The 19,037-nt window shown below is 34.4% G+C and carries 14 protein-coding genes and 2 tRNA genes; 10 read left to right on the top strand and 6 right to left on the bottom strand.

Features of this window, described 5'->3' with window-relative positions; all coding sequences use genetic code 11:
- The first annotated feature begins 1 nt into the window (after position 1).
- From FGM02_RS06905 to FGM02_RS06890, 4 genes are all read left to right on the top strand, one after another.
- Positions 2 to 1,219, top strand: a complete 1,218-nt coding sequence (locus FGM02_RS06905) for a glycoside hydrolase family 88 protein (RefSeq protein WP_139957568.1) — start codon at positions 2 to 4, stop codon at positions 1,217 to 1,219.
- A 308-nt stretch (positions 1,220 to 1,527) separates the two neighbouring features.
- A complete protein-coding gene (locus FGM02_RS06900; protein WP_139957567.1) occupies positions 1,528 to 4,713 on the top strand; it encodes a SusC/RagA family TonB-linked outer membrane protein in 3,186 nt (1,061 codons plus the stop codon).
- Positions 4,714 to 4,716: 3 nt separating this feature from the next.
- Positions 4,717 to 6,387: a SusD/RagB family nutrient-binding outer membrane lipoprotein gene (locus FGM02_RS06895; RefSeq protein WP_139957566.1), complete on the top strand. Its 1,671-nt coding sequence runs from the start codon at positions 4,717 to 4,719 to the stop codon at positions 6,385 to 6,387.
- 13 nt (positions 6,388 to 6,400) lie between these two features.
- Complete coding sequence (locus FGM02_RS06890; protein ID WP_139957565.1) at positions 6,401 to 8,128, top strand: hypothetical protein; 1,728 nt, start codon at positions 6,401 to 6,403, stop codon at positions 8,126 to 8,128.
- 371 nt (positions 8,129 to 8,499) lie between these two features.
- On the opposite strand, the gene rhaT is transcribed toward FGM02_RS06890, so the two are convergent.
- From rhaT to nqrF, 4 genes are all read right to left on the bottom strand, one after another.
- A complete protein-coding gene (gene rhaT, locus FGM02_RS06885; RefSeq protein WP_139957564.1) occupies positions 8,500 to 9,552 on the bottom strand; it encodes an L-rhamnose/proton symporter RhaT in 1,053 nt (350 codons plus the stop codon).
- A gap of 84 nt (positions 9,553 to 9,636) precedes the next feature.
- Positions 9,637 to 10,599, bottom strand: a complete 963-nt coding sequence (locus FGM02_RS06880; protein WP_139957563.1) for an aldo/keto reductase — start codon at positions 10,597 to 10,599, stop codon at positions 9,637 to 9,639.
- Positions 10,596 to 11,324 (bottom strand): creatininase family protein, encoded by a 729-nt coding sequence (locus tag FGM02_RS06875; RefSeq protein WP_139957562.1) that lies wholly within the window; start codon positions 11,322 to 11,324, stop codon positions 10,596 to 10,598. Before FGM02_RS06875 ends, FGM02_RS06880 begins: the two co-directional genes overlap by 4 nt.
- A gap of 13 nt (positions 11,325 to 11,337) precedes the next feature.
- On the bottom strand, positions 11,338 to 13,653 hold the full coding sequence (nqrF, locus tag FGM02_RS06870; protein ID WP_139957561.1) for an NADH:ubiquinone reductase (Na(+)-transporting) subunit F: 2,316 nt from the start codon (positions 13,651 to 13,653) through the stop codon (positions 11,338 to 11,340).
- 239 nt (positions 13,654 to 13,892) lie between these two features.
- On the opposite strand from nqrF, the gene FGM02_RS06865 reads away from it, so the two are divergent.
- Entirely contained in the window at positions 13,893 to 14,756 is an 864-nt protein-coding gene (locus FGM02_RS06865; protein ID WP_139957560.1) for an AraC family transcriptional regulator, read from the top strand.
- 77 nt (positions 14,757 to 14,833) lie between these two features.
- Here the strand turns inward: FGM02_RS06865 and FGM02_RS06860 are convergent, their stop codons facing one another.
- Positions 14,834 to 15,202, bottom strand: a complete 369-nt coding sequence (locus FGM02_RS06860; RefSeq protein WP_139957559.1) for a hypothetical protein — start codon at positions 15,200 to 15,202, stop codon at positions 14,834 to 14,836.
- A 266-nt stretch (positions 15,203 to 15,468) separates the two neighbouring features.
- On the opposite strand from FGM02_RS06860, the gene FGM02_RS06855 reads away from it, so the two are divergent.
- A tRNA-Gly gene (locus FGM02_RS06855) sits at positions 15,469 to 15,540 on the top strand.
- A 25-nt stretch (positions 15,541 to 15,565) separates the two neighbouring features.
- Positions 15,566 to 15,654: transfer RNA gene (locus FGM02_RS06850), tRNA-Leu, on the top strand.
- Between the two features lie 148 nt (positions 15,655 to 15,802).
- Here the strand turns inward: FGM02_RS06850 and FGM02_RS06845 are convergent.
- Positions 15,803 to 16,195 (bottom strand): hypothetical protein, encoded by a 393-nt coding sequence (locus FGM02_RS06845; RefSeq protein ID WP_139957558.1) that lies wholly within the window; start codon positions 16,193 to 16,195, stop codon positions 15,803 to 15,805.
- 293 nt (positions 16,196 to 16,488) lie between these two features.
- Between FGM02_RS06845 and FGM02_RS06840 the strand changes: the two genes are divergently transcribed.
- From FGM02_RS06840 to FGM02_RS06830, 3 genes are all read left to right on the top strand, one after another.
- A complete protein-coding gene (locus FGM02_RS06840; RefSeq protein WP_139957557.1) occupies positions 16,489 to 17,118 on the top strand; it encodes a CPBP family intramembrane glutamic endopeptidase in 630 nt (209 codons plus the stop codon).
- A gap of 128 nt (positions 17,119 to 17,246) precedes the next feature.
- Entirely contained in the window at positions 17,247 to 18,650 is a 1,404-nt protein-coding gene (gene lpdA / locus FGM02_RS06835) for a dihydrolipoyl dehydrogenase (protein ID WP_139957556.1), read from the top strand.
- 64 nt (positions 18,651 to 18,714) lie between these two features.
- Positions 18,715 to 18,942 (top strand): CDGSH iron-sulfur domain-containing protein, encoded by a 228-nt coding sequence (locus tag FGM02_RS06830; protein WP_139957555.1) that lies wholly within the window; start codon positions 18,715 to 18,717, stop codon positions 18,940 to 18,942.
- The last annotated feature ends 95 nt before the right edge of the window (positions 18,943 to 19,037 follow it).

Below are 19,037 nucleotides of genomic sequence, written 5' to 3'. Positions count from 1 at the left end.
AATGAAAAAATACAACTTGCCGTTTGTCTTTGGATTTTTGTTTTTATGCATTCAATGCCAAAGTAAAAAAAATCATACTCAAGAATCAAAAACAGAAGTAATTACTCGGGTTTTTGAGGTAGCCGAAGACCAATTCAGCTATTTAATTTCGAAAATAGATACTATTTCTCCTCTCCTACAGCCTAGGAGTTTAAACAAGGATGGTAGTTACAGAATGGCCTACAAACAAGATTGGACCAGTGGTTTTTTTCCAGGATCCTTGTGGTTTTTATTTGAATACACACAAAATGAAAAATGGAAAACATACGCAAATAGATATACGATGGCCTTAGATTCGGCACAATTTGTTAAATGGAACCATGATGTTGGCTTTATGATTCAAAATTCATTTGGACAAGGTTATCGTTTAACCGGCAATAAAACCTACAAAAAAGCTGTCGTTGATGCGGCGAATTCCTTAAGTACAAGGTACAGACCCGTGGCAAAAATAATTCAATCATGGGACACTGATGCGCCTTGGATTCAAGGAAAAGACTTGGACATGCCTGTAATTATTGACAATATGATGAATTTAAACTTATTGTACCAAGCTACAAAACACAGTTCTGATACTACATTTGCAAACATAGCTACATCACACGCCGGCACAACCATTAAAAATCAATATCGGAGCGATTTTAGCTGTTATCATATTGTTGATTACGACCATATAACTGGACTTGTTAGAAAAAAAGTAAACTTTCAAGGTTATGCAGATGAATCCTCTTGGGCTAGAGGTCAAGCTTGGAGTTTGTACGGATATACCGAAGTATATAGGGAAACTAAAAATGTACTCTTTCTAGAACAGGCTAAAAAAATAGCACAATTTATTATGCAACACCCTAAAATTCCAAACGACCATATTCCATTTTGGGATTATGATGCAGAAAGCACTGAAGAAATTCCACGAGATGCTTCAGCCGCAGCAATTGTTGCGTCTGCCTTGCTAGAATTACAAGAATTTGATCCAGGAAATAAAAGTAAATATCTAAGCTATACAGAAACCATTTTAAGAACACTTGCGTCTGATATATATTTTGCTAAAAAGGGAGATAATGGAGGTTTTTTACTAAAACATTCTGTTGGAAATTTTCATGAAAACAATGAAAATGATGCTCCTTTAAATTATGCTGATTATTATTTTTTAGAAGCGCTTCTAAGATGGAAGAACAGCAACTAAAACCACATTAACAAACTAGACAACAAAAACTTACTAGATTCTAAACCTCAATAAAACAAAAGGCTTAGAATCTTTTTTTCATTCCTAAAAAATGCAAAAGAGGAAGTTTATACGAACTGCTTAATCCTTTGTAAGTTTTGTCTTTTATGACAAATAACAGTGTTTTTCACATAGATAAACACGAGACTTTATTTACATTTGAGAATAATAATCAACCATTTTTTCACAACAAACACATAAGTCACTGAAGTACTCTTTACTTCTTTACAACTTATCCAATCATTGTATACTAATTAAATTTATTTTTTATGAGAATTACGCATTTTAAATTCATTGTATTTCTCTGTGTCATTTTGACAACAGGAATTTTTGATTTACAAGCTCAAGAAACAAATATCACTGGTAAGGTCACCTCAACAGAAGACGAAGAACCCATACCAGGTGTAACTGTTCTTATAGTAGGAACTACCAAAGGAGCTATTACAGATTTTGATGGTAATTATTCCATAAAAGCAAAAAAAGGAGACAACCTTCTCTTTAGCTATGTGGGATACACCGAACAAAAACAACGTATTGGTGACAATACCGTTATAAATATTCAACTGGCAGAATCCATTGAAGCTTTAGATGCTGTTGTTGTAACTGCACTTGGAATTTCACGTAAAGAACAATCTTTAGGATATGCTATTTCAAAAGTTGATGGTGGAGAATTAGCAGAAATAAAGAGTATCAATGCAGTAAATTCATTATCGGGTAAAGTAGCCGGTGTGGATATTTCACAACCAAATACAGGGGTAGGAGGTTCTTCTAAAGTTATTATTCGTGGGAATACGAAATTTAATGGCTCCAACCAACCTTTGTATGTAATTGACGGAGTTCCTATGGACAATAATACACTAGGTCAGGCTGGTCAATATGGCGGACAAGATTTAGGTGATGGTATATCCTCCATTAACCCAGACGATATTGAAACCATGTCTGTCCTTAAAGGTCCTGCAGCTTCAGCTTTATACGGATCGCGAGGTGGTAATGGGGTTATTTTAATTACCACAAAATCTTTTAAAAACAATCAAAAATCTAAATTTAGTATAGATTTCTCTTCTAATATTACCCTAGATCAGGTTGTGGGAGAATATGATGATGTACAACATGTTTATGGTCAAGGAATAAAAACACCTCCTAAAGATATTGGTGATGCCACGGGAATGTGGAGTTGGGGAGGAAAAATGGATCCGAATTTAGAATTTATTTCATTTGATGGACAAACAAGAGATTATGGTATAAAAAAAGAACATATCAAATCTTTTTTTAGACAAGGACATACGGCACAAAACACAGTTGCCTTGTCTGGCGGAAACGAAAGTGCAAACTTCAGATTCTCTGCCTCTGATGTTAAAATGGCTGACATTGTACCCAATAGTGATTTACACCGAAATAATTTCTCCTTACGAGGAAACATGAAAATGTGGGATAAATTAACTGTAGACACAAAGATTAGTTATACTATGGAAGATGTAGACAACAGACCCTATTTAGGCTTTTCTGGCGCAAATACAGCGCTATCACTTTTGGGCTTACCTGGTAATTTTGACCAACAATGGCTGAAAGAAAGTGCTGTGGATGCAAATGGAGATTATGTGTTTTGGAATTCAGCAACCCGAATCATCAATCCCTATTACGCCTTGTATCATATGAAAAATGAATCGAAGAAAAATAGAATGATTGGTTATGCCTCTTTCACCTATCAAATGACAGATTGGTTAAATTTTAAATTCAAATCTGGAGTAGATAGCTTTACGTACGACTACTATAATTTTTCTCCTACTACAACACCTTTGGCCGAATGGGGAGAAAACAGAAAGATAGATTCAAAAACAACCGAATCAAATACTGAGTTTTTAATTTCTGCAAACAAAGAGTTAAATGAAGATTGGACAGTTGGTGGAAGTATCGGTGGAAATATTATGAGTTTTGACAACAACACTACAACCATCCTAGGAAAAAATCAAGTAGCAGAAAATGTTATTTCCATTAATAACTATAATGAATTTGTTATCGGACGTGTTAACCCAAGAAAAGAAGTCAGATCTTTTTATGGTTTTGCCAATGTTGGTTACAAAGATTATTTATTTGTTGATGTAACAGGTAGACAAGACTGGTCTTCAACACTTAAAAAAGGAAACAATGGTTATTTTTATCCTTCTATTACTACAGCTGTAGTACTTACCAAAGGTATTGAAGCTCTTAAAAGTAATATTTTGCCATATGCTAAGTTTAGAGCTGCCTATGCTGAAGTTGGAGGAGATACTTCACCATACGCCTATAATGGTTATGATGCACTTCCCTATTCTTCCAATGGTGCAAATTTTTCAACGGTAAGTGGAGACACCTATTTCACCGAAATAAATCCCTCTAGAACAAAAGGATACGAACTTGGACTGGACGCAAAATTATTTAATTGGAGAGTTGGTTTAGACATCACACACTACAATCAAACTACCTTTGATGAAATCATGCAAATTCCCGTTTCCAACTCAAATGGTTTTGGATCTGCAACGATCAATGCAGGTGAAATAAACAACAAAGGATGGGAAGTAATGGTAAATATTGTTCCTGTTAAAACCGAAAACACCCGTTGGGATTTGACTTTTAATTTTGCTAACAATAAAAATAAAATAGTAAAACTTCATGACGAAGCCAAAACACAAACCATTGCAAGAGCAGACTGGATTAGTTCATTAATAACCGCTGAAGAAGGTGGATCTTATGGAGATATTGTTGGCTATGATTTTAAACGTACCGATGATGGAACACCTATAATTGGAGCAAATGGATTGCCTATTCGTTCTGATGAACAAATTACTTTAGGAAACGGTCAATACAAATTTACAGGTGGAATTACCAATACAATTCAACACAAGGGTTTCAAAGTTAGAGCCTTGATTCAAGTTAAATCTGGTGCCGACCTGCTATCAATGACCAATCAAAAACTTTACCAACAAGGTGCACATATTGGTACCTTAGAAGGCAGGGAAGAGTGGGCATTATCTGAAGCAGCAAGAGAAGAAGCCGCAATAGCACGTGCCGACTGGGTTGCAACTGGTGGTTATTTAGCACAAGGTGTTATACAAGATGGTGTGGATGGCGAAGGAAATCCTAATTACAAACCTAATGATGTATATGTTGACCCTAGAGATTACTGGGGAAATGTTGCCAACGGGCATATTATTAAACCTTTTGTATATGATGCTTCCTACATCAAATTAAGAGAGTTATCTGTATCTTATACTCTTGATAGCGAAGCTCTAAAAAAACTTAAATTCTTCAAAGCACTAACATTCTCTGTCATAGGAAGAAACCTATGGTTAATTCACTCTAATGTACCAAATATTGACCCTGAATCGACCTATAGTATTAGCAATGGGCAAGGATATGAATATGGCTCGTTACCACAAAGAAGAAGTTATGGATTTAACTTAACTGCAAAATTTTAAAAGATGAAAAAAAGAACAAACATATTAATGCTGTTTGTGTTTATACTAACACTTGCAACCAGCTGTGACGATTTCAACGACTTAAATGTGGATCCCACAACCTCCACTACAGCAAATCCAAAAAGTCTGATTTCAAAAGTACAAATTAGTTATTCTGGAGATAGAGAAACTCAATGGAGATCTTTAGCCGCCTATCATATGTCCATTACACAAATGATTTCAGATGGCTGGACAATCTCTCATGGACAAGCCTATAAACTTGACATAAGTTATATGGAATATATGTGGAAAAGTTCCTACAGAGAAATCAATGATTTAATATTAGCCATACAAGAAGCCAATAAAAAACCAGAACTTGCCAATTATTCGGCTGTTGGTAGAATATTAAAAGTTATGATTTTTGCGCAATTAACAGATACTTACGGCGATTTACCATATTTTGAAGCAGGAGCTCAAGCAGATGTTAACAACCTACATCCTGCCTATGATAAGCAAGAAGATATTTACAACGATTTCTTTAAAGAACTAAAAGAAGCTGCAAATCAACTAGACGAATCTTTGGCTTTAGAAGGTGATTTAATTTACAATGGAGATGTTGATAAATGGAGAAAATTTGCAAATTCATTACGCTTAAGATATGCCATGCGTTTGGTCAATGTAAATGAAAGTAAAGCTGAAACTGAAGCCGTTTTAGCCATTAATGATGGTGTTATGCAAAGTATAGACGATGCAGCCACTGTGGAACATGGTAATTTTAATGTAAGCACAAGTGGTGCTGTTGAAATTAGAGGAAATGGTTTTTCTCAAGTTCAAAATTTCTCTGAAGAAATTATGGTTGCCTGTGAAACTTACGTAGCCTATTTACGTGAAAATAACGACCCAAGATTACACATGTTATTTGGAATGTATGCCGCCTACGAAGAAGATGCCACATCAAGATACAATTCAAAATCGTCAACAGAAACAAGTGTTGAAATAACACAAGAGTACTTGGCTAAATATGGTGTAACCGAAGGCTATGCTCCTGGATATTTCTTATGGGAAGCTCCAGAAGGCGCCCCTGCAGATATTTGGTCACCTCGTTTCGTTGAAAAAAATGGACGTACTGTTCAAATTAATAAATTCTTTAAATCCGTTCAGGTCAGAAGAAACTTAACTCGTATCGATTTACCTTCAATTTATCAGTCTTATTCTGAAGTAGAATTGTGGATTGCTGAAGCCGCACATAAAGGATGGACTAACTTTCAAGGAGATGCCAAAGCACATTATAAAAAAGCAATTTTCGCCAATATTGATGAATTGGTTCAAATATTAGGTGCAAGTCCTAATTTAAACCTAAACGCCGATGTGTATGCTGAAAATTTATGGAATACAACGGCAGACAAACTAGAAGCTATAAACATGCAGCATTATGTAAATAATTTTTACAACGGAATTGAAGGTTTTGCCAATTGGAGAAGATCTGGTTTCCCTAAGTTAGTACCAACCACCACAAATGCTTATACCGACCAAGAATTAAACGGTCTAATTCCTAGAAGATTTCCATATCCAAATACGGAAATGAACTTTAACAGAGATAATTTAGAAGCACATTTATACAATGGTGTAAACTTTTGGGGAGCACCCGTTTGGTGGGATAACAGCTTAACAAGAGGAGTAGATGTATCATTATAATAAAATAAACATTATGAAAATAAATAAATATATTACCTGGATTTTTAGTGTTTTGTTACTCACAATGCTGTCTTGTAATGAAGAAGACATTAGCAACCCTGTATTGTCTGATACTGATTTGAAAGTATACTTTTGGGGTGAAGGAGACAATCTTACAGGCCTTGCTTGGGAAGGATACGATGTATTAATCGGAGAAACACTTGACTTAAAACTTCAAGTTTCGCCAAAGCAAAACACAAGTATTCAATGGGTTGACGATGCCACAGGAGAAGTACTGAGTACGAGCTTAGAATACACCTACGCTCCAACTCAAGAAGAAGCTAGAAAAATTAATTTTATTGCTACCCGACCTTCAGGTTACGAGAAAAAAGTAGTTTTTAATTTTAGAGGTAACTTAGATGGTTTTACCAGTAAAATCAACGAATGGCAATCGGTATTAATTCCACAAGGAACGCAAACAGGCACCTTTACTGTTGAATTTGACATGATTCCTAGCAAAAACAATATTGATGTCATTGTAGGTGTTTTAGATGGTATTTCAACCACCTACTCTAACAACTCTTGTATTGTTCGCTTAAATCCGTCTGGAAAAATAGATGCCTATGACGATACGGGGTACGCAGCTTCAAATGAACTTGCCTATCATGCCGGAGTAACCTATCATATAAAAATGGATATTGACGTTGTTACAATGAGTTATGATGTATATGCCAATGAGCAAGGTGGAGATATTATTGAAATCGGAAAAGATTTTAAATTCAGACGTAAAATCACACATCTAGATTACTGGTCTATGGTTGCTGGAAATTTCAATATTAGCGATCCTGGTACACATAGAATTTTAAACATGGAAATAACGACACATACACAAAATCAAGCTCCTGTATTTACTGCCATCGATGATTTAGTAGTAGCTGAAGGCATGACTTTAGATGTCGATATTGAAGCAGTAGATCCTTTAGGAGGTTCTATTATTTTAGAAGCAACCAATTTGCCTCGTTTTGCTAATTTTACCGACCATGGTTTTGGGAAAGGAACACTGACTTTTAAACCTTATTCTGATTGTGGTGGCTGTGATTTAGGACTTCATGACATTTCTATAAGCGCAACCAACAGTGCAGAAACTTCCAATTTAGATTTTAAAATTGAAATTATGGATCCAAATGCTGCTTTTGATGTAAAGGTAGATTTAGCAGATGCCACTATTTGGGGCGGAGGATCTGTTGACGCTTCTTATACTAAATTATTTGGAGGGCATGTCGCTACTGGAATTGGAGGAGATGACCATGTTGTTGGTGTAATGCCATTTGCCTTGCCCGATGTACCCGCTGGAAAAAAAGTAAAATCGGCGGTATTAAAAGTAAATGTAACCACTAATAATTCTTGGATAGCTGTAGAATACGATGTTTATGCTATTGCAGCTAGAGCTACCGCAGAGGTTTTACCAACAGATTTCTTTTTAGGTGTATTCGACACAGACCCTAATGCAACTGGAATCCAAAAGTCTTTTATTAAAAATGGAGATGCTGTAGGTGAATTCAGCATGAATGATGCCTCAGGAATAGAATTGGCCACTTTTATGAATAGCCAATATCAAAATGGAGCAGCTGCTGGTGAATTTTTATTTATTAGAATAAGTGCCAATAGAGATGATATGGATACCTGGGCACATTTACAATTTGATGGAGGTGAAAGCATAGCTACGGCACCTATCTTAACTGTTACTTTAGAAGATGAATAAGTAAGCTCTATTTCCTAAGTCAAGAAAAAAATGGTTTATATAAAAAACCCTTGCAATNNGCAAGGGTTTTTTATATAGTTTCATCAGATACTACAGCTTTCTGTTTTTACGATAGCTTGCAGCTTCTTATTATAAAAATAATCAAGTAACTACCCGTATTAGCTATATTAGAACAGAAAAAATACGAGTAACCTAGTTATATATTGACTAATTCCATTTAGAACAATATCAATTTTAAATTGTAAAGACTGTATTTAAACTCTACAGAAAGCAAGAGGCTTTGTGACTAATTAAGAAAACTGCTACAGCGCTAAACTTAGCAATTATATGCAGAAAAGATGTTGTAACAACTAAAAAAGTAAAACTTACAACTACATTGAATTACCAATACCTACTAGAACTACAGACAGAAGGATAATAACAATTCCTGAGGTGATTGTCCATTTAGTTTTCGAAGCAACCCCTTTCCACTCTTTTTGATAGACACCCCACATATTGGCAGTTAATATAATGGTAGACATATGAAGAATCCATGAACTGGCTCCATTTCCTAATTTACTCTCACCCATACCGTAAAAAAAGAATTGTAAATACCAAATTGTTCCAGCTAGTGCAGCGTATAAAATATTTTTAGCAATTGGAGTTGATTTATTAACAAAATCGGTATATGATTTATTTTTAAGACTTAAAATAGTCGTCCATATAAAATTGGTTGTTAAGCCTCCCCAAAGTATCACAACAAAAGTTACATTATTTTGGTACAATGGATCAAAACCGGCAGCAACAGCAGCATCAGCCAAGGGCTTACCAGCTTCAATTCCAAAACTAAAAAAAGAACTTAAAATTCCAGACAAAACACCAATAGCCAATCCTTTATACAAACTAAATTCAGCCACACTTTCTTTCTTTTCTTCCTCAGAAAGTTCCTTTTCTTTCATCATGCCTGCTTTTCCAGCAACAGCTATTCCTACAAGACAAACAAGAACTCCTAAAAGCACCAATTGTCCACCTTCAGATGACAGCATATCTGTGAAAGAAACTTTTCCTTCCGTTGGATTTAAATTGTAATAAATAGAAGGAACCAAAGCTCCAAATGCGGCACAAAAGCCCAAAACAACAGAATTTCCTAAGGACATTCCTAAATATCGAATACCCAAACCATAGGACAGACCTCCGACACCCCACAAGAGCCCCATTAAAAAAGTAAATGTTAGTATTTCACTAGATCCAGCAGCAATAATTTCCATAAAACCAGGCACTGTTAACCAAGCCGCTAACGGTGGAATTAGCAACCATGAAATAACACCTCCAAGCATCCAATAACTTTCCCATGACCATCCTTTTATTTTGTTATAAGGCATATAAAAACTTCCGGATGCGATACCACCAACGGTATGAAAAATCACTCCTAATATTGCTTGCATATAAAATATTGTATTAAGTATTCAATAGTACTCAAAATTTTGAATTTAAATATAATTTTCTCTTAGTTATTTCTTAATTCGTAGTTAAGCAGCCTCAAAATTTTTCAACAATAACTCTTTGGCTAATTTTAATTCAGCTTCCGTAAATGGTTGGGCGTTCGATGCAGAAATTGCCCCTTTCAATTCATTTAAATTTTTTGCACCAGACAAAACTGTTGACACTCCAGGCTGATCTAAAACCCAGCGTAAAGCGGCTTGCGGCATATTAGAAATATCTTCTCGTACTAAAAATTTAAAGGCATCAACTTGTGCAACTCTTTCTATAATTTCCTTTCTAGAATACCTCTCATTTAAGGTGCCTTCGGCAAAAACAGTATCTTTTTTTATAGCTCCAGATAAAAATCCGTTGGCCAAACACTCCCTTCCAAAAACACCTATAGGATACTCTTGTAATTCTTCAATTAATTGTTGAGATTCTCGATTCATTAAACTTAAGACTACTTGCACTATATCAATTTTATCTTCTTTAGCCCATTGGCGTGCCATATTCTCTGTTTGATGAAACATCGAAATTGAATGTCCTACAAAACGTACTTTTCCTTGTTTTTTAACCAACTCAATTCCTTCCCATACATCAGCATCTATTTCCTCTGGAGAAAAAGGAGAATGAAAAAAAAGCACATCAATATAATCAGTTTGCAATCGTTTTAAACTCTCTTCAACCGATGCTATTATACGAGATTTATGAAACTGAGATGCCCCACCTTTCATAGTTGGGTTCCGACCAAATTTTGTGGAGATATGTACTTTATCACGCTTCCCTTTTAAACCTTTTCCCAACACAATTTCGGCAACACCATCTTGCAAAGAGGTACCATATTGCGGAGCTGTATCAAACATATTTACCCCCAAATCAATACCTGCATGTATGGTATTGATTCCTGTTTTTTCTTCAACACCACCGTAAACTTTATTTCCAAAAGCCCACGTACCCAAACTTATTTCACTAATTTCTAGACCGGTTCTTCCTAATTTTCTATAATTCATAAATATTTTCGTATTAATTCCTCCAGTATGACAGAAGTGTTTTTCAAATATGATTTCACTATTTTTTCACCCAATTCTTTTGTTGCTCCACGAGGGTCTTTACCTGATACCGCATCCACTTCCAAACTAATTGGTCTATCTTTTGGCAAAGAGTTTAAATTGACTGTATCGGGATTGTAGTACAACTGTAAAGATGTTTCGCCCAAAGCAGAATGATTTGCCACTAATAAATCATTCGGTAAAACGTCAAATTCTGCAAATGCCCAAAAACATATATCTGGATATCTTTCATTAAATTCGTGTGCAACTGTTCTTAATATTTCAAGATGTGGTTCACCTGCGTGCCCTGATAATAGAACTATAATTTTAAAATCTTGAAGCACCAATTGCTCAAAATACTCTTCACAAACCATACGGATTAGCTTTTCAGAAAACTCTATGGAATGCTTTGGAAAATTCACACCTGGATACGATTTTATCAAGTTAGCAGCTAAATTAACTGTAGGAAAAACAAGCCCCCCTACCTCTTTGGCCAAATCAACACACAAATGAAAAGCTTTGATACTATCAAGACCAACAGGATTGTGTTTGCCATGGTACTCAATGGCACCCCACGGCAAATAGGCTATTGCTTTTTCATTAATGATGGCTTCTATTTGGCAAGGGCGCAAATTTTCATACAAACCCCATTTTATTGTTGAATTATTCGTTATTCGTGTGTCCATCAGTATTTACTAATTAAAATTCATCAAAAGCAATTTGCTCTCTGTCTACGCCTAATTGAAGTAACATATTGGTACATGCTTTCATCATCATTGGCGGTCCACATATATAAAACTCAACGGCCTTTATATTGTCATGATGTTGCAGATATTGCTCAAGAACAACTTGATGTATATAGCCTTCATAACCATCCCATTGATCCATTACAAGTGGTTCTGAAAGTGCGAGTTCAAATCTAAAGTTTGAATGATGTTTTGATAACTCTAAAAAATATTCTTCATAGAATAATTCTTGTTTTGACCTTGCACCGTACCAATAGCTTACTTTACGTGCGGTTTTTTCATTTTCAAATAGATGTGTCAAATGAGCTCTGATAGGGGCCATTCCTGCTCCACCACCAATATAAACCATCTCTTTTTTACTAGGTTTTATATGAAAATCTCCAAAAGTTCCTAGCGCACTCACAACAGCTCCTTCTTTTAAGTTAAAAATATAACTTGACCCTACACCTGGCGGACAATCCTGTCCGAGTGGTGGTGTAGAAATACGAATATTAAACACTATCCTCTTATCATTTTGATTACTCGCAATTGAATAATTATTCCGTCTACTGGAATCATCGTTAGAGCTCGTCAATTCGAATAACCTTTGTTTTTTCCATATTTCTGTATAAGGAGTCGAAATGTCAAATTGGTCAAATTTTACATTCTCATATTTCGGGATTTTTATTTGGAAATAATCACCTGGAATAAAATTTATACTTTCTCCATTTTCGATAGGCTCTAGAACAAGTTCTTTAATAAAAGTTGCCACATTTTTATTACTTACTACTCGAAATTTATAAGTCTTTTTATCTGTATTTGCACCGCTAGCATTTTTTATGTTGAGCCAAATTTTTCCATTTCTATTTTCAATAGGATAGGTAGCCAAGGAGCGACAAACAGGAGCTCGTGCAGGGGAGCCATCTTTTAAGTTAAATCGCCCATTATGTTTTGGACATTCAATAAGATTGCCTTTAATCAAACCCTCACTCAAATGTGTATTTCCATGTGTACAAACACCATCTGTAGCATACAAATCTCCTAACTCATTTTTATACAAAGCAAATGTTTGTTTTATATGGTCATAACGAATAACATCTTCATTGGCTAACTTATTATTTGGGCAAACTTCAATCCATCCAGCTTTATCTGGTTGTTCATTTGAGCATATAAAATCATTTGTTACTCTAGTTTTAGCAACAGGCAACTTTCGTTTTACAAAATAAGAAGGATCTTTAACTTGTTTTATTATGGTAGGTAAAATTTCGCTCCAAGCGGCGTAAATTGAAGTATAAACTGGAGGACAATCTTCCTTAATAAGTTTATGAAGCTTAGGTAGGGCATGATAAGGAACCAAAGGAAACATGTGATGTTCGATATGATAATTCATATTCCAATAAATAAACCTACTTATAGGATTCATGTATACGGTTCGGCAGTTTAATCGATGATCTAAAACATTCTCTGCCAAGCCAGCATGCTGGGTTGTATTATGCACAATCATCAACCAAGTACCAAAAAATTGAGGAAGCATAAATAAGAAAACAGGAATCCATGTATGGTAAAATACCGCTGTTAAAATAATACACATATAAATTGCTAAATAAATACGAGCATTTCTTACTATTTTACCAAATTCACTATTTGGAACAAAACTTCTTTCCACTTCAGAAATTTTACCAAAAGCATGTCGAATTAAATTTGGATAATAGGTTTTATAAGTTCCCCAATTTACAATTGAAAGTAGTAATCCTTTGATATCTGGTGGTCTAGGAATTTGAATCTCTGGATCACGACCAACAATAATAGTGTCACTATGGTGCCGTGTATGACTCCATCTCCAAATAACGGATTCTCTCATAACCATAAATGAAGCAACTTCATACACCACATTATTCATCCAATCTGTATGAAAAGCAGTACCATGACTACATTCGTGCCATCTAGAATCAGAACTTGTACCATAAAAAACAGCATAGATTAAATAAGGAATTATAACAAACCAGGTTCCCCACAAAGCTACGGTAGCAAAAGCCGTACTTGCCAAGATAAGAATTAGTAATAAAGTATCTAAAATAGCTGGGCCATCCTTACGCTTTAACAAACCTTTTAGCACTGATTTAGGAATCGGAGTTTGATACCAATCTGCCTCTGCTAATCCTAGTTCTATTGCTCGTTTTGAGTTTTTACCCGTAAGCGTATAGTCCAACGCATTATTAGAACTTGAATGAACTCCTTGAAGGTCTAAACTATTATTTTCGACTTTATAACTCGGTTTTATATCAATCATCCAATTTTTATTACAACACAGCAAGATTCTAATTTTCTTTAATTTCCCAATATAGATTAACTATATGTAAATGCCTACAGAACTAAAGATCAAGCCAGTTAAATTTCTAAATACCTCTTACAATTCAAACACCCATTTTCATACTATTTTGGTGCTCTACAAACTTATACGAATAGCCTAGTCCAAACAATAGACGTTCTGTTGGTTTTGTTGTTCAAAATGTCTACATTTGGTTCATTATGGATAGCTTTTTTCATTATTTAGCGGAAGATTCTGAGGTAGAAGACTGGGGCGTTTACGTTCCAACTTGTGGTTACCAACATATTTATCCGGGCAATAAATACCCGCTAAACGGCCATCCCGATACACATAATTTTGATCAAGAAACTGGACGAACTTTACCTGGATGTTACCTTGTTTATATTACTACAGGTAGAGGTGAATTAGAAACAAAAACTGGCAAATGGGAAGTAAACCCAGGGGATGTTATGGTATTGTGCCCAGGAGAATGGCATAGTTACAAACCTTATGAAACTACAGGTTGGGAAGAGTATTGGATTGGTATTAGAGGCGAACTTCTTTCAAATAGGATGCTAAAAGATTTACTACCAAACAACACTTCGTATGTAAAACAAATGGGCTATCAAGAGGAACTCATCTTTTTATTTAACCAATCTTTAAAACTTGTCAGAAAAAGCAGTCCTGGGTTTAGACAAATTCTTGCAGGAATTGTTTTACAATTAGTGGCTTATGTTATTTCTTATGAAAAAGAAAAGCTTGGAAGTAGAGAGGAGCAGCTTTGTACAGAAGTTATAGATTTCATTAGACAAAACCTGAATACAGAAGTTGATTTCAAAGAATTGGCAAGCAACCATCATTTAAGTTACAATCGATTTCGAACTATTTTCAAAAACAACACCGGCGTTTCACTTCAACAATATCTTATTAATGAAAGGTTGGAAAATGCAAAACGTTTAATGGTCAACTCAAACCTTTCACTTAAAGAAATATCTGCAAAAACAGGATTTAATTCTTTGTTCTATTTCTCAAAAGTATTCAAGAACAAAATGGGCTATCCGCCAAATCAAGTCAGAAGAAAATAAATATCTAAATTTTCTACACAAAAAAAGGAGTCATCCTTATAGACAACTCCTTCGCTATTCAATTATATTTTAACTATTTATTCTTTTTTAGGCTCTGGTATATTCTTTTCATCAATCACCAATTTTATTTCATCTCGTATGATTGAAAATATTTTTGTAGACTCTTTGTCTTTTACTTCAACATAATAAGTCCCTACCGCTAGACCTGAAATATCATAGGTTTTTCTATAGATATATCCTTTTTTCAAAACCTCTTTAAAAATCACTTTTCCTTCTTCGTCCTTTATTTCTACATTTGAATTATCATCCAAAGTTTTTACATACAAACTAAAAACTTTTGAATTGATTGTTTTTGCAGAAACTGACGGAGAGGGTGTTGCTTTGGCTTGATTTCCTAAAACCAATAGCAGTATTACAAGCAACCATCTATTTATTTTCATCTTCATTTTTATCTTCACTTTTATCTACCACAAAAATACGGATAAGCGAACTTTTAGCCTTGCGCTTTATTAACCTAAATATTGGCTAAATTAACCTGTTGTATTTTTTCGGTACTATCCCATTAACAAAAACTATGCTAAAAACCACAACTTTAAAAATAAAATTAGAATCACTTAAATTTTGCGATAAAAAACATTTGAAATGTTCAAATAAGTTATATATTTGCACTCGCAATTCAATATTGAAAAGCGAAGTTCTTTAAACACAAAATGCGAAAGTAGCTCAGGGGTAGAGCATCACCTTGCCAAGGTGGGGGTCGCGAGTTCGAATCTCGTTTTTCGCTCAATATCTAATAAGAAAATTCCAATGCTCGAGTGGTGGAATTGGTAGACACGCTGGACTTAAAATCCAGTGGACTGTAAGGTCCGTATGGGTTCAAGTCCCATCTCGAGTACCAAAGCCTTTTAATCTTTTGATTAAAAGGCTTTTTTTATTTCTACTATTTCAACATTGCATTCTGCTGCACAAAAAAAGGGGTCTGAAACGACCCCTTTTAAGATTCTAAACTTAAAACTAAACATCTAATAAAACAGATTTTTAAATCACTATAAAATTGCTAAGGCTTCCTTTTGCATTTTTAAAGTACTGTTATGTGAGTTGATAACCAATTTGATATTTGTATCGGAAACAGAATATATTTTGGTTCTTACGCGGTTTACCACTTTTAGATAATAAGTACCTTTTGGTAGCATAGACAAATCGTAGATCTTTTTACTTTTCTCACCTTTTTTAATGACACTTGTATAAAGTACGACTCCTCTAGAGTCTTTAATTTGAATTTTGCTATTGCTCTTTTGATTTTCAACCAAAAGACTGAATTTCTCAGCGTCTAAAGATGTTACAACTACCTCTGGAGTTGGGGTCACATTTGAAGCATTTACTGTTACAAATCCTAACAGCATACTCATTACGATTACTCTTTTTAATGTTGTTTTCATAATTACTTGTTTTTCAATTACACTTCAAAAGTAAGACAGTTCTTCTATGTACAACATAGCTGAATTGCCGTGATTCTATTCTATTTTACCTTTAAATAAAAAAACATATAAATAAAATGGTAATATCAAGCATATTTATGCGTTTACACAGTAGAATACCTATAAAGAGTTAGTAGCTTGAAATTTCAACCTATTCCATAGTACCGTTTTCTAAAAACTTATGAAATTACAAACCCAAATGAAGTGTTATATTTATAATTATTTTTAACGAAGCAATCTAACAAGACATCCATATGAAAGTTTTAAACCTAAACCAACTAAAAATTGAATTTCTACTTCTATTTATAATATCTCCTATTGCTTTTGCATTGAAACTTCCAATGGGCTTAAAGCTTGGTATTGGCCTTGTGGGTTTTGTATATATGGTAAGACTCCTAATTGTACATAAATATTCTTTTTTACTATTCTCTGCTCAGTCCTTTAAAAATCAAGCTTTAAGAATAACAGCGTTGTTTTTGGGGTTGATTTTATTGACAACTACTTATGTTTGCTATTACCACCCAGAAAAATTATTTTCTGTAGTACTTCAAAAACCATTGCTTTGGTTTACTTTTTTATTTGTTTATAGTATTGTATCCGTTATTCCACAAGAAATTATATATCGCAGTTTTTATTTCCTTAGGTATAGAAACTTTCTAAAAAACGAACAATTGTTTTTATTGTTAAATGCATTGGTATTTTCATTAGGACATCTTTTTTTTAACAATCCTATTGTGCTAGCGCTTTCATTTATTGGCGGTTATATTTTTGCTTATACTTATATTAAAACTAAGTCCCTCATTTTTGTTTGTCTAGAACATATGCTTTATGGCTGTTGGCTATTTACGGTAGGTATGGGAGATATACTAGGATTTCCTAGTTAAGAATATGAGAATTCACATGTTTTATTTCTAACAGATTTACAGAAAACACAACTAATTATTACTGTATTATCACAGCTCACTTAAAAGCAATTACTTAAATTTGTTGTATAAATTTTAAGACGAATACTATGAGTACGTATGATGTAGCCGTTATTGGCTCAGGACCTGGAGGGTATGTTGCAGCAATTAGATGTGCACAATTAGGATTGAAAACTGCAATTATTGAAAAATATTCTACTTTAGGTGGAACCTGTTTAAATGTAGGATGTATTCCTTCAAAAGCTTTGCTAGATTCTTCTCACCATTATCATGATGCAAAAAAACATTTTGAAAAACACGGAATTGGAGTTGAAGGCTTAAGTCTTAATTTTGAACAAATGATTGCTCGTAAAGGAGAAGTTGTTAGTCAAACTTCAGGAGGAATAAACTATTTAATGGATAAAAACGGAATTGACTTATACGAAGGTACAGGTACTTTTTTCGATACAACTCATATAAACATTGCCAAACCAGATGGTTCTGTTGAAAAAATTGAAGCAGCAAAAACAATTATTGCTACAGGTTCAAAACCTTCAACCTTACCTTTTATCTCTATCGATAAAGAACGCGTTATTACTTCTACAGAAGCGTTAAAACTAAAAGAAGTTCCAAAGCACTTAATCGTAATTGGTGGTGGAGTAATTGGATTGGAATTAGGACAGGTATACGCACGTTTGGGCGCTGAAGTTTCTGTTATTGAATTTATGCCAAAAATTATTCCTGGAATGGATGATATGCTGTCTAAAGAATTGCAAAAATCATTAAAAAAACAAGGATTAAAATTCTATACAAGTCATAAAGTAACTTCTGTAACAAACAATGGAGACGAAGTTGTTGTAACAGCTGATGATAAAAAAGGAAACCCTGTAGAATTCAAAGGAGATTACACCTTAGTATCCGTAGGACGTCGTCCGTATACAGACGGGCTTGGACTGAATGCTATTGGATTAAAAACAACGGATAGAGGTCAAATTGAAACGAACGATCACTTGCAAACAAACATTCCAAATATCTACGCAATTGGAGATGTTGTAAAAGGTGCCATGTTAGCGCATAAAGCAGAAGAAGAAGGAACAATGGTTGCTGAATTTATAGCGGGAGAAAAACCACATATCAATTACAACTTAATTCCGGGTGTGGTTTATACTTGGCCAGAAGTTGCCGCAGTTGGTAAAACAGAAGCTCAATTAAAAGAAGAAGGAATTGCTTACAAAGCAGGAAGTTTTTCAATGAGAGCCTTAGGTAGAGCTAGAGCAAGTATGGATATAGACGGACAAGTAAAAGTTTTGGCAGATGCAACAACGGATGAAATTTTAGGAGTTCACATGATTGGGGCAAGAGCAGCTGATATGATTGCTGAAGCTGTTGTCGCAATGGAATTTAGAGCCTCTGCTGAAGATGTTTCTAGAATGTCACACGCACATCCAACCTATACAGAAGCTATTAAAGAAGCTTGTTTGGCAGCTACTGCCGACAGAGCTATTCATGCTTAACACATATTATACAATTCAGAAAAGCCACTCCAAATAAAGAGTGGCTTTTCTTTTTACTTTACTTATGAAAAAACCTATACCAACACCAAAAGCTTGCTATCTTATAAAAGACAAAGCTTATGCTTATTGTACCTGTAATAAATCGGAAGAAATGCCATATTGTGATGGCAGCCACAAAGAATTGAAATCAGGAATTAAACCTTTATTATTTAAAGTTCCTGAAAATGAAAAGGCATTTTTATGTACTTGTGGTAACTCGGGTAACAAACCCTATTGTGATGGTTCACATTAAAAAAAAACAACTTCATTATAAATCTTAGTTCAAGTATTTTCTCTACCCCTAGAATAAAATTAGATTTTCGATTTATAAATCCGTTGTTTTATATT

It is taken from the genome of Flavicella sediminum (genome assembly GCF_006381105.1).
Classification (GTDB): Bacteria; Bacteroidota; Bacteroidia; order Flavobacteriales; family Flavobacteriaceae; genus Flavicella; species Flavicella sediminum.
The sequence above is the reverse complement of the archived record's forward strand: the minus strand, read 5'-3'. Positions and strand labels throughout refer to the sequence as shown.

Excerpts from the sequence above, each read along its gene's own strand:
- FGM02_RS06905 (WP_139957568.1), top strand. The coding sequence starts at position 2 with ATGAAAAAATACAACTTGCCGTTTGTCTTTGGATTTTTGTTTTTATGC.
- FGM02_RS06900 (WP_139957567.1), top strand. The coding sequence starts at position 1,528 with ATGAGAATTACGCATTTTAAATTCATTGTATTTCTCTGTGTCATTTTG.
- FGM02_RS06895 (WP_139957566.1), top strand. The coding sequence starts at position 4,717 with ATGAAAAAAAGAACAAACATATTAATGCTGTTTGTGTTTATACTAACA.
- FGM02_RS06890 (WP_139957565.1), top strand. The coding sequence starts at position 6,401 with ATGAAAATAAATAAATATATTACCTGGATTTTTAGTGTTTTGTTACTC.
- rhaT (WP_139957564.1), bottom strand. The coding sequence starts at position 9,552 with ATGCAAGCAATATTAGGAGTGATTTTTCATACCGTTGGTGGTATCGCA.
- FGM02_RS06880 (WP_139957563.1), bottom strand. The coding sequence starts at position 10,599 with ATGAATTATAGAAAATTAGGAAGAACCGGTCTAGAAATTAGTGAAATA.
- FGM02_RS06875 (WP_139957562.1), bottom strand. The coding sequence starts at position 11,324 with ATGGACACACGAATAACGAATAATTCAACAATAAAATGGGGTTTGTAT.
- nqrF (WP_139957561.1), bottom strand. The coding sequence starts at position 13,653 with ATGATTGATATAAAACCGAGTTATAAAGTCGAAAATAATAGTTTAGAC.
- FGM02_RS06865 (WP_139957560.1), top strand. The coding sequence starts at position 13,893 with ATGGATAGCTTTTTTCATTATTTAGCGGAAGATTCTGAGGTAGAAGAC.
- FGM02_RS06860 (WP_139957559.1), bottom strand. The coding sequence starts at position 15,202 with ATGAAGATGAAAATAAATAGATGGTTGCTTGTAATACTGCTATTGGTT.
- FGM02_RS06845 (WP_139957558.1), bottom strand. The coding sequence starts at position 16,195 with ATGAAAACAACATTAAAAAGAGTAATCGTAATGAGTATGCTGTTAGGA.
- FGM02_RS06840 (WP_139957557.1), top strand. The coding sequence starts at position 16,489 with ATGAAAGTTTTAAACCTAAACCAACTAAAAATTGAATTTCTACTTCTA.
- lpdA (WP_139957556.1), top strand. The coding sequence starts at position 17,247 with ATGAGTACGTATGATGTAGCCGTTATTGGCTCAGGACCTGGAGGGTAT.
- FGM02_RS06830 (WP_139957555.1), top strand. The coding sequence starts at position 18,715 with ATGAAAAAACCTATACCAACACCAAAAGCTTGCTATCTTATAAAAGAC.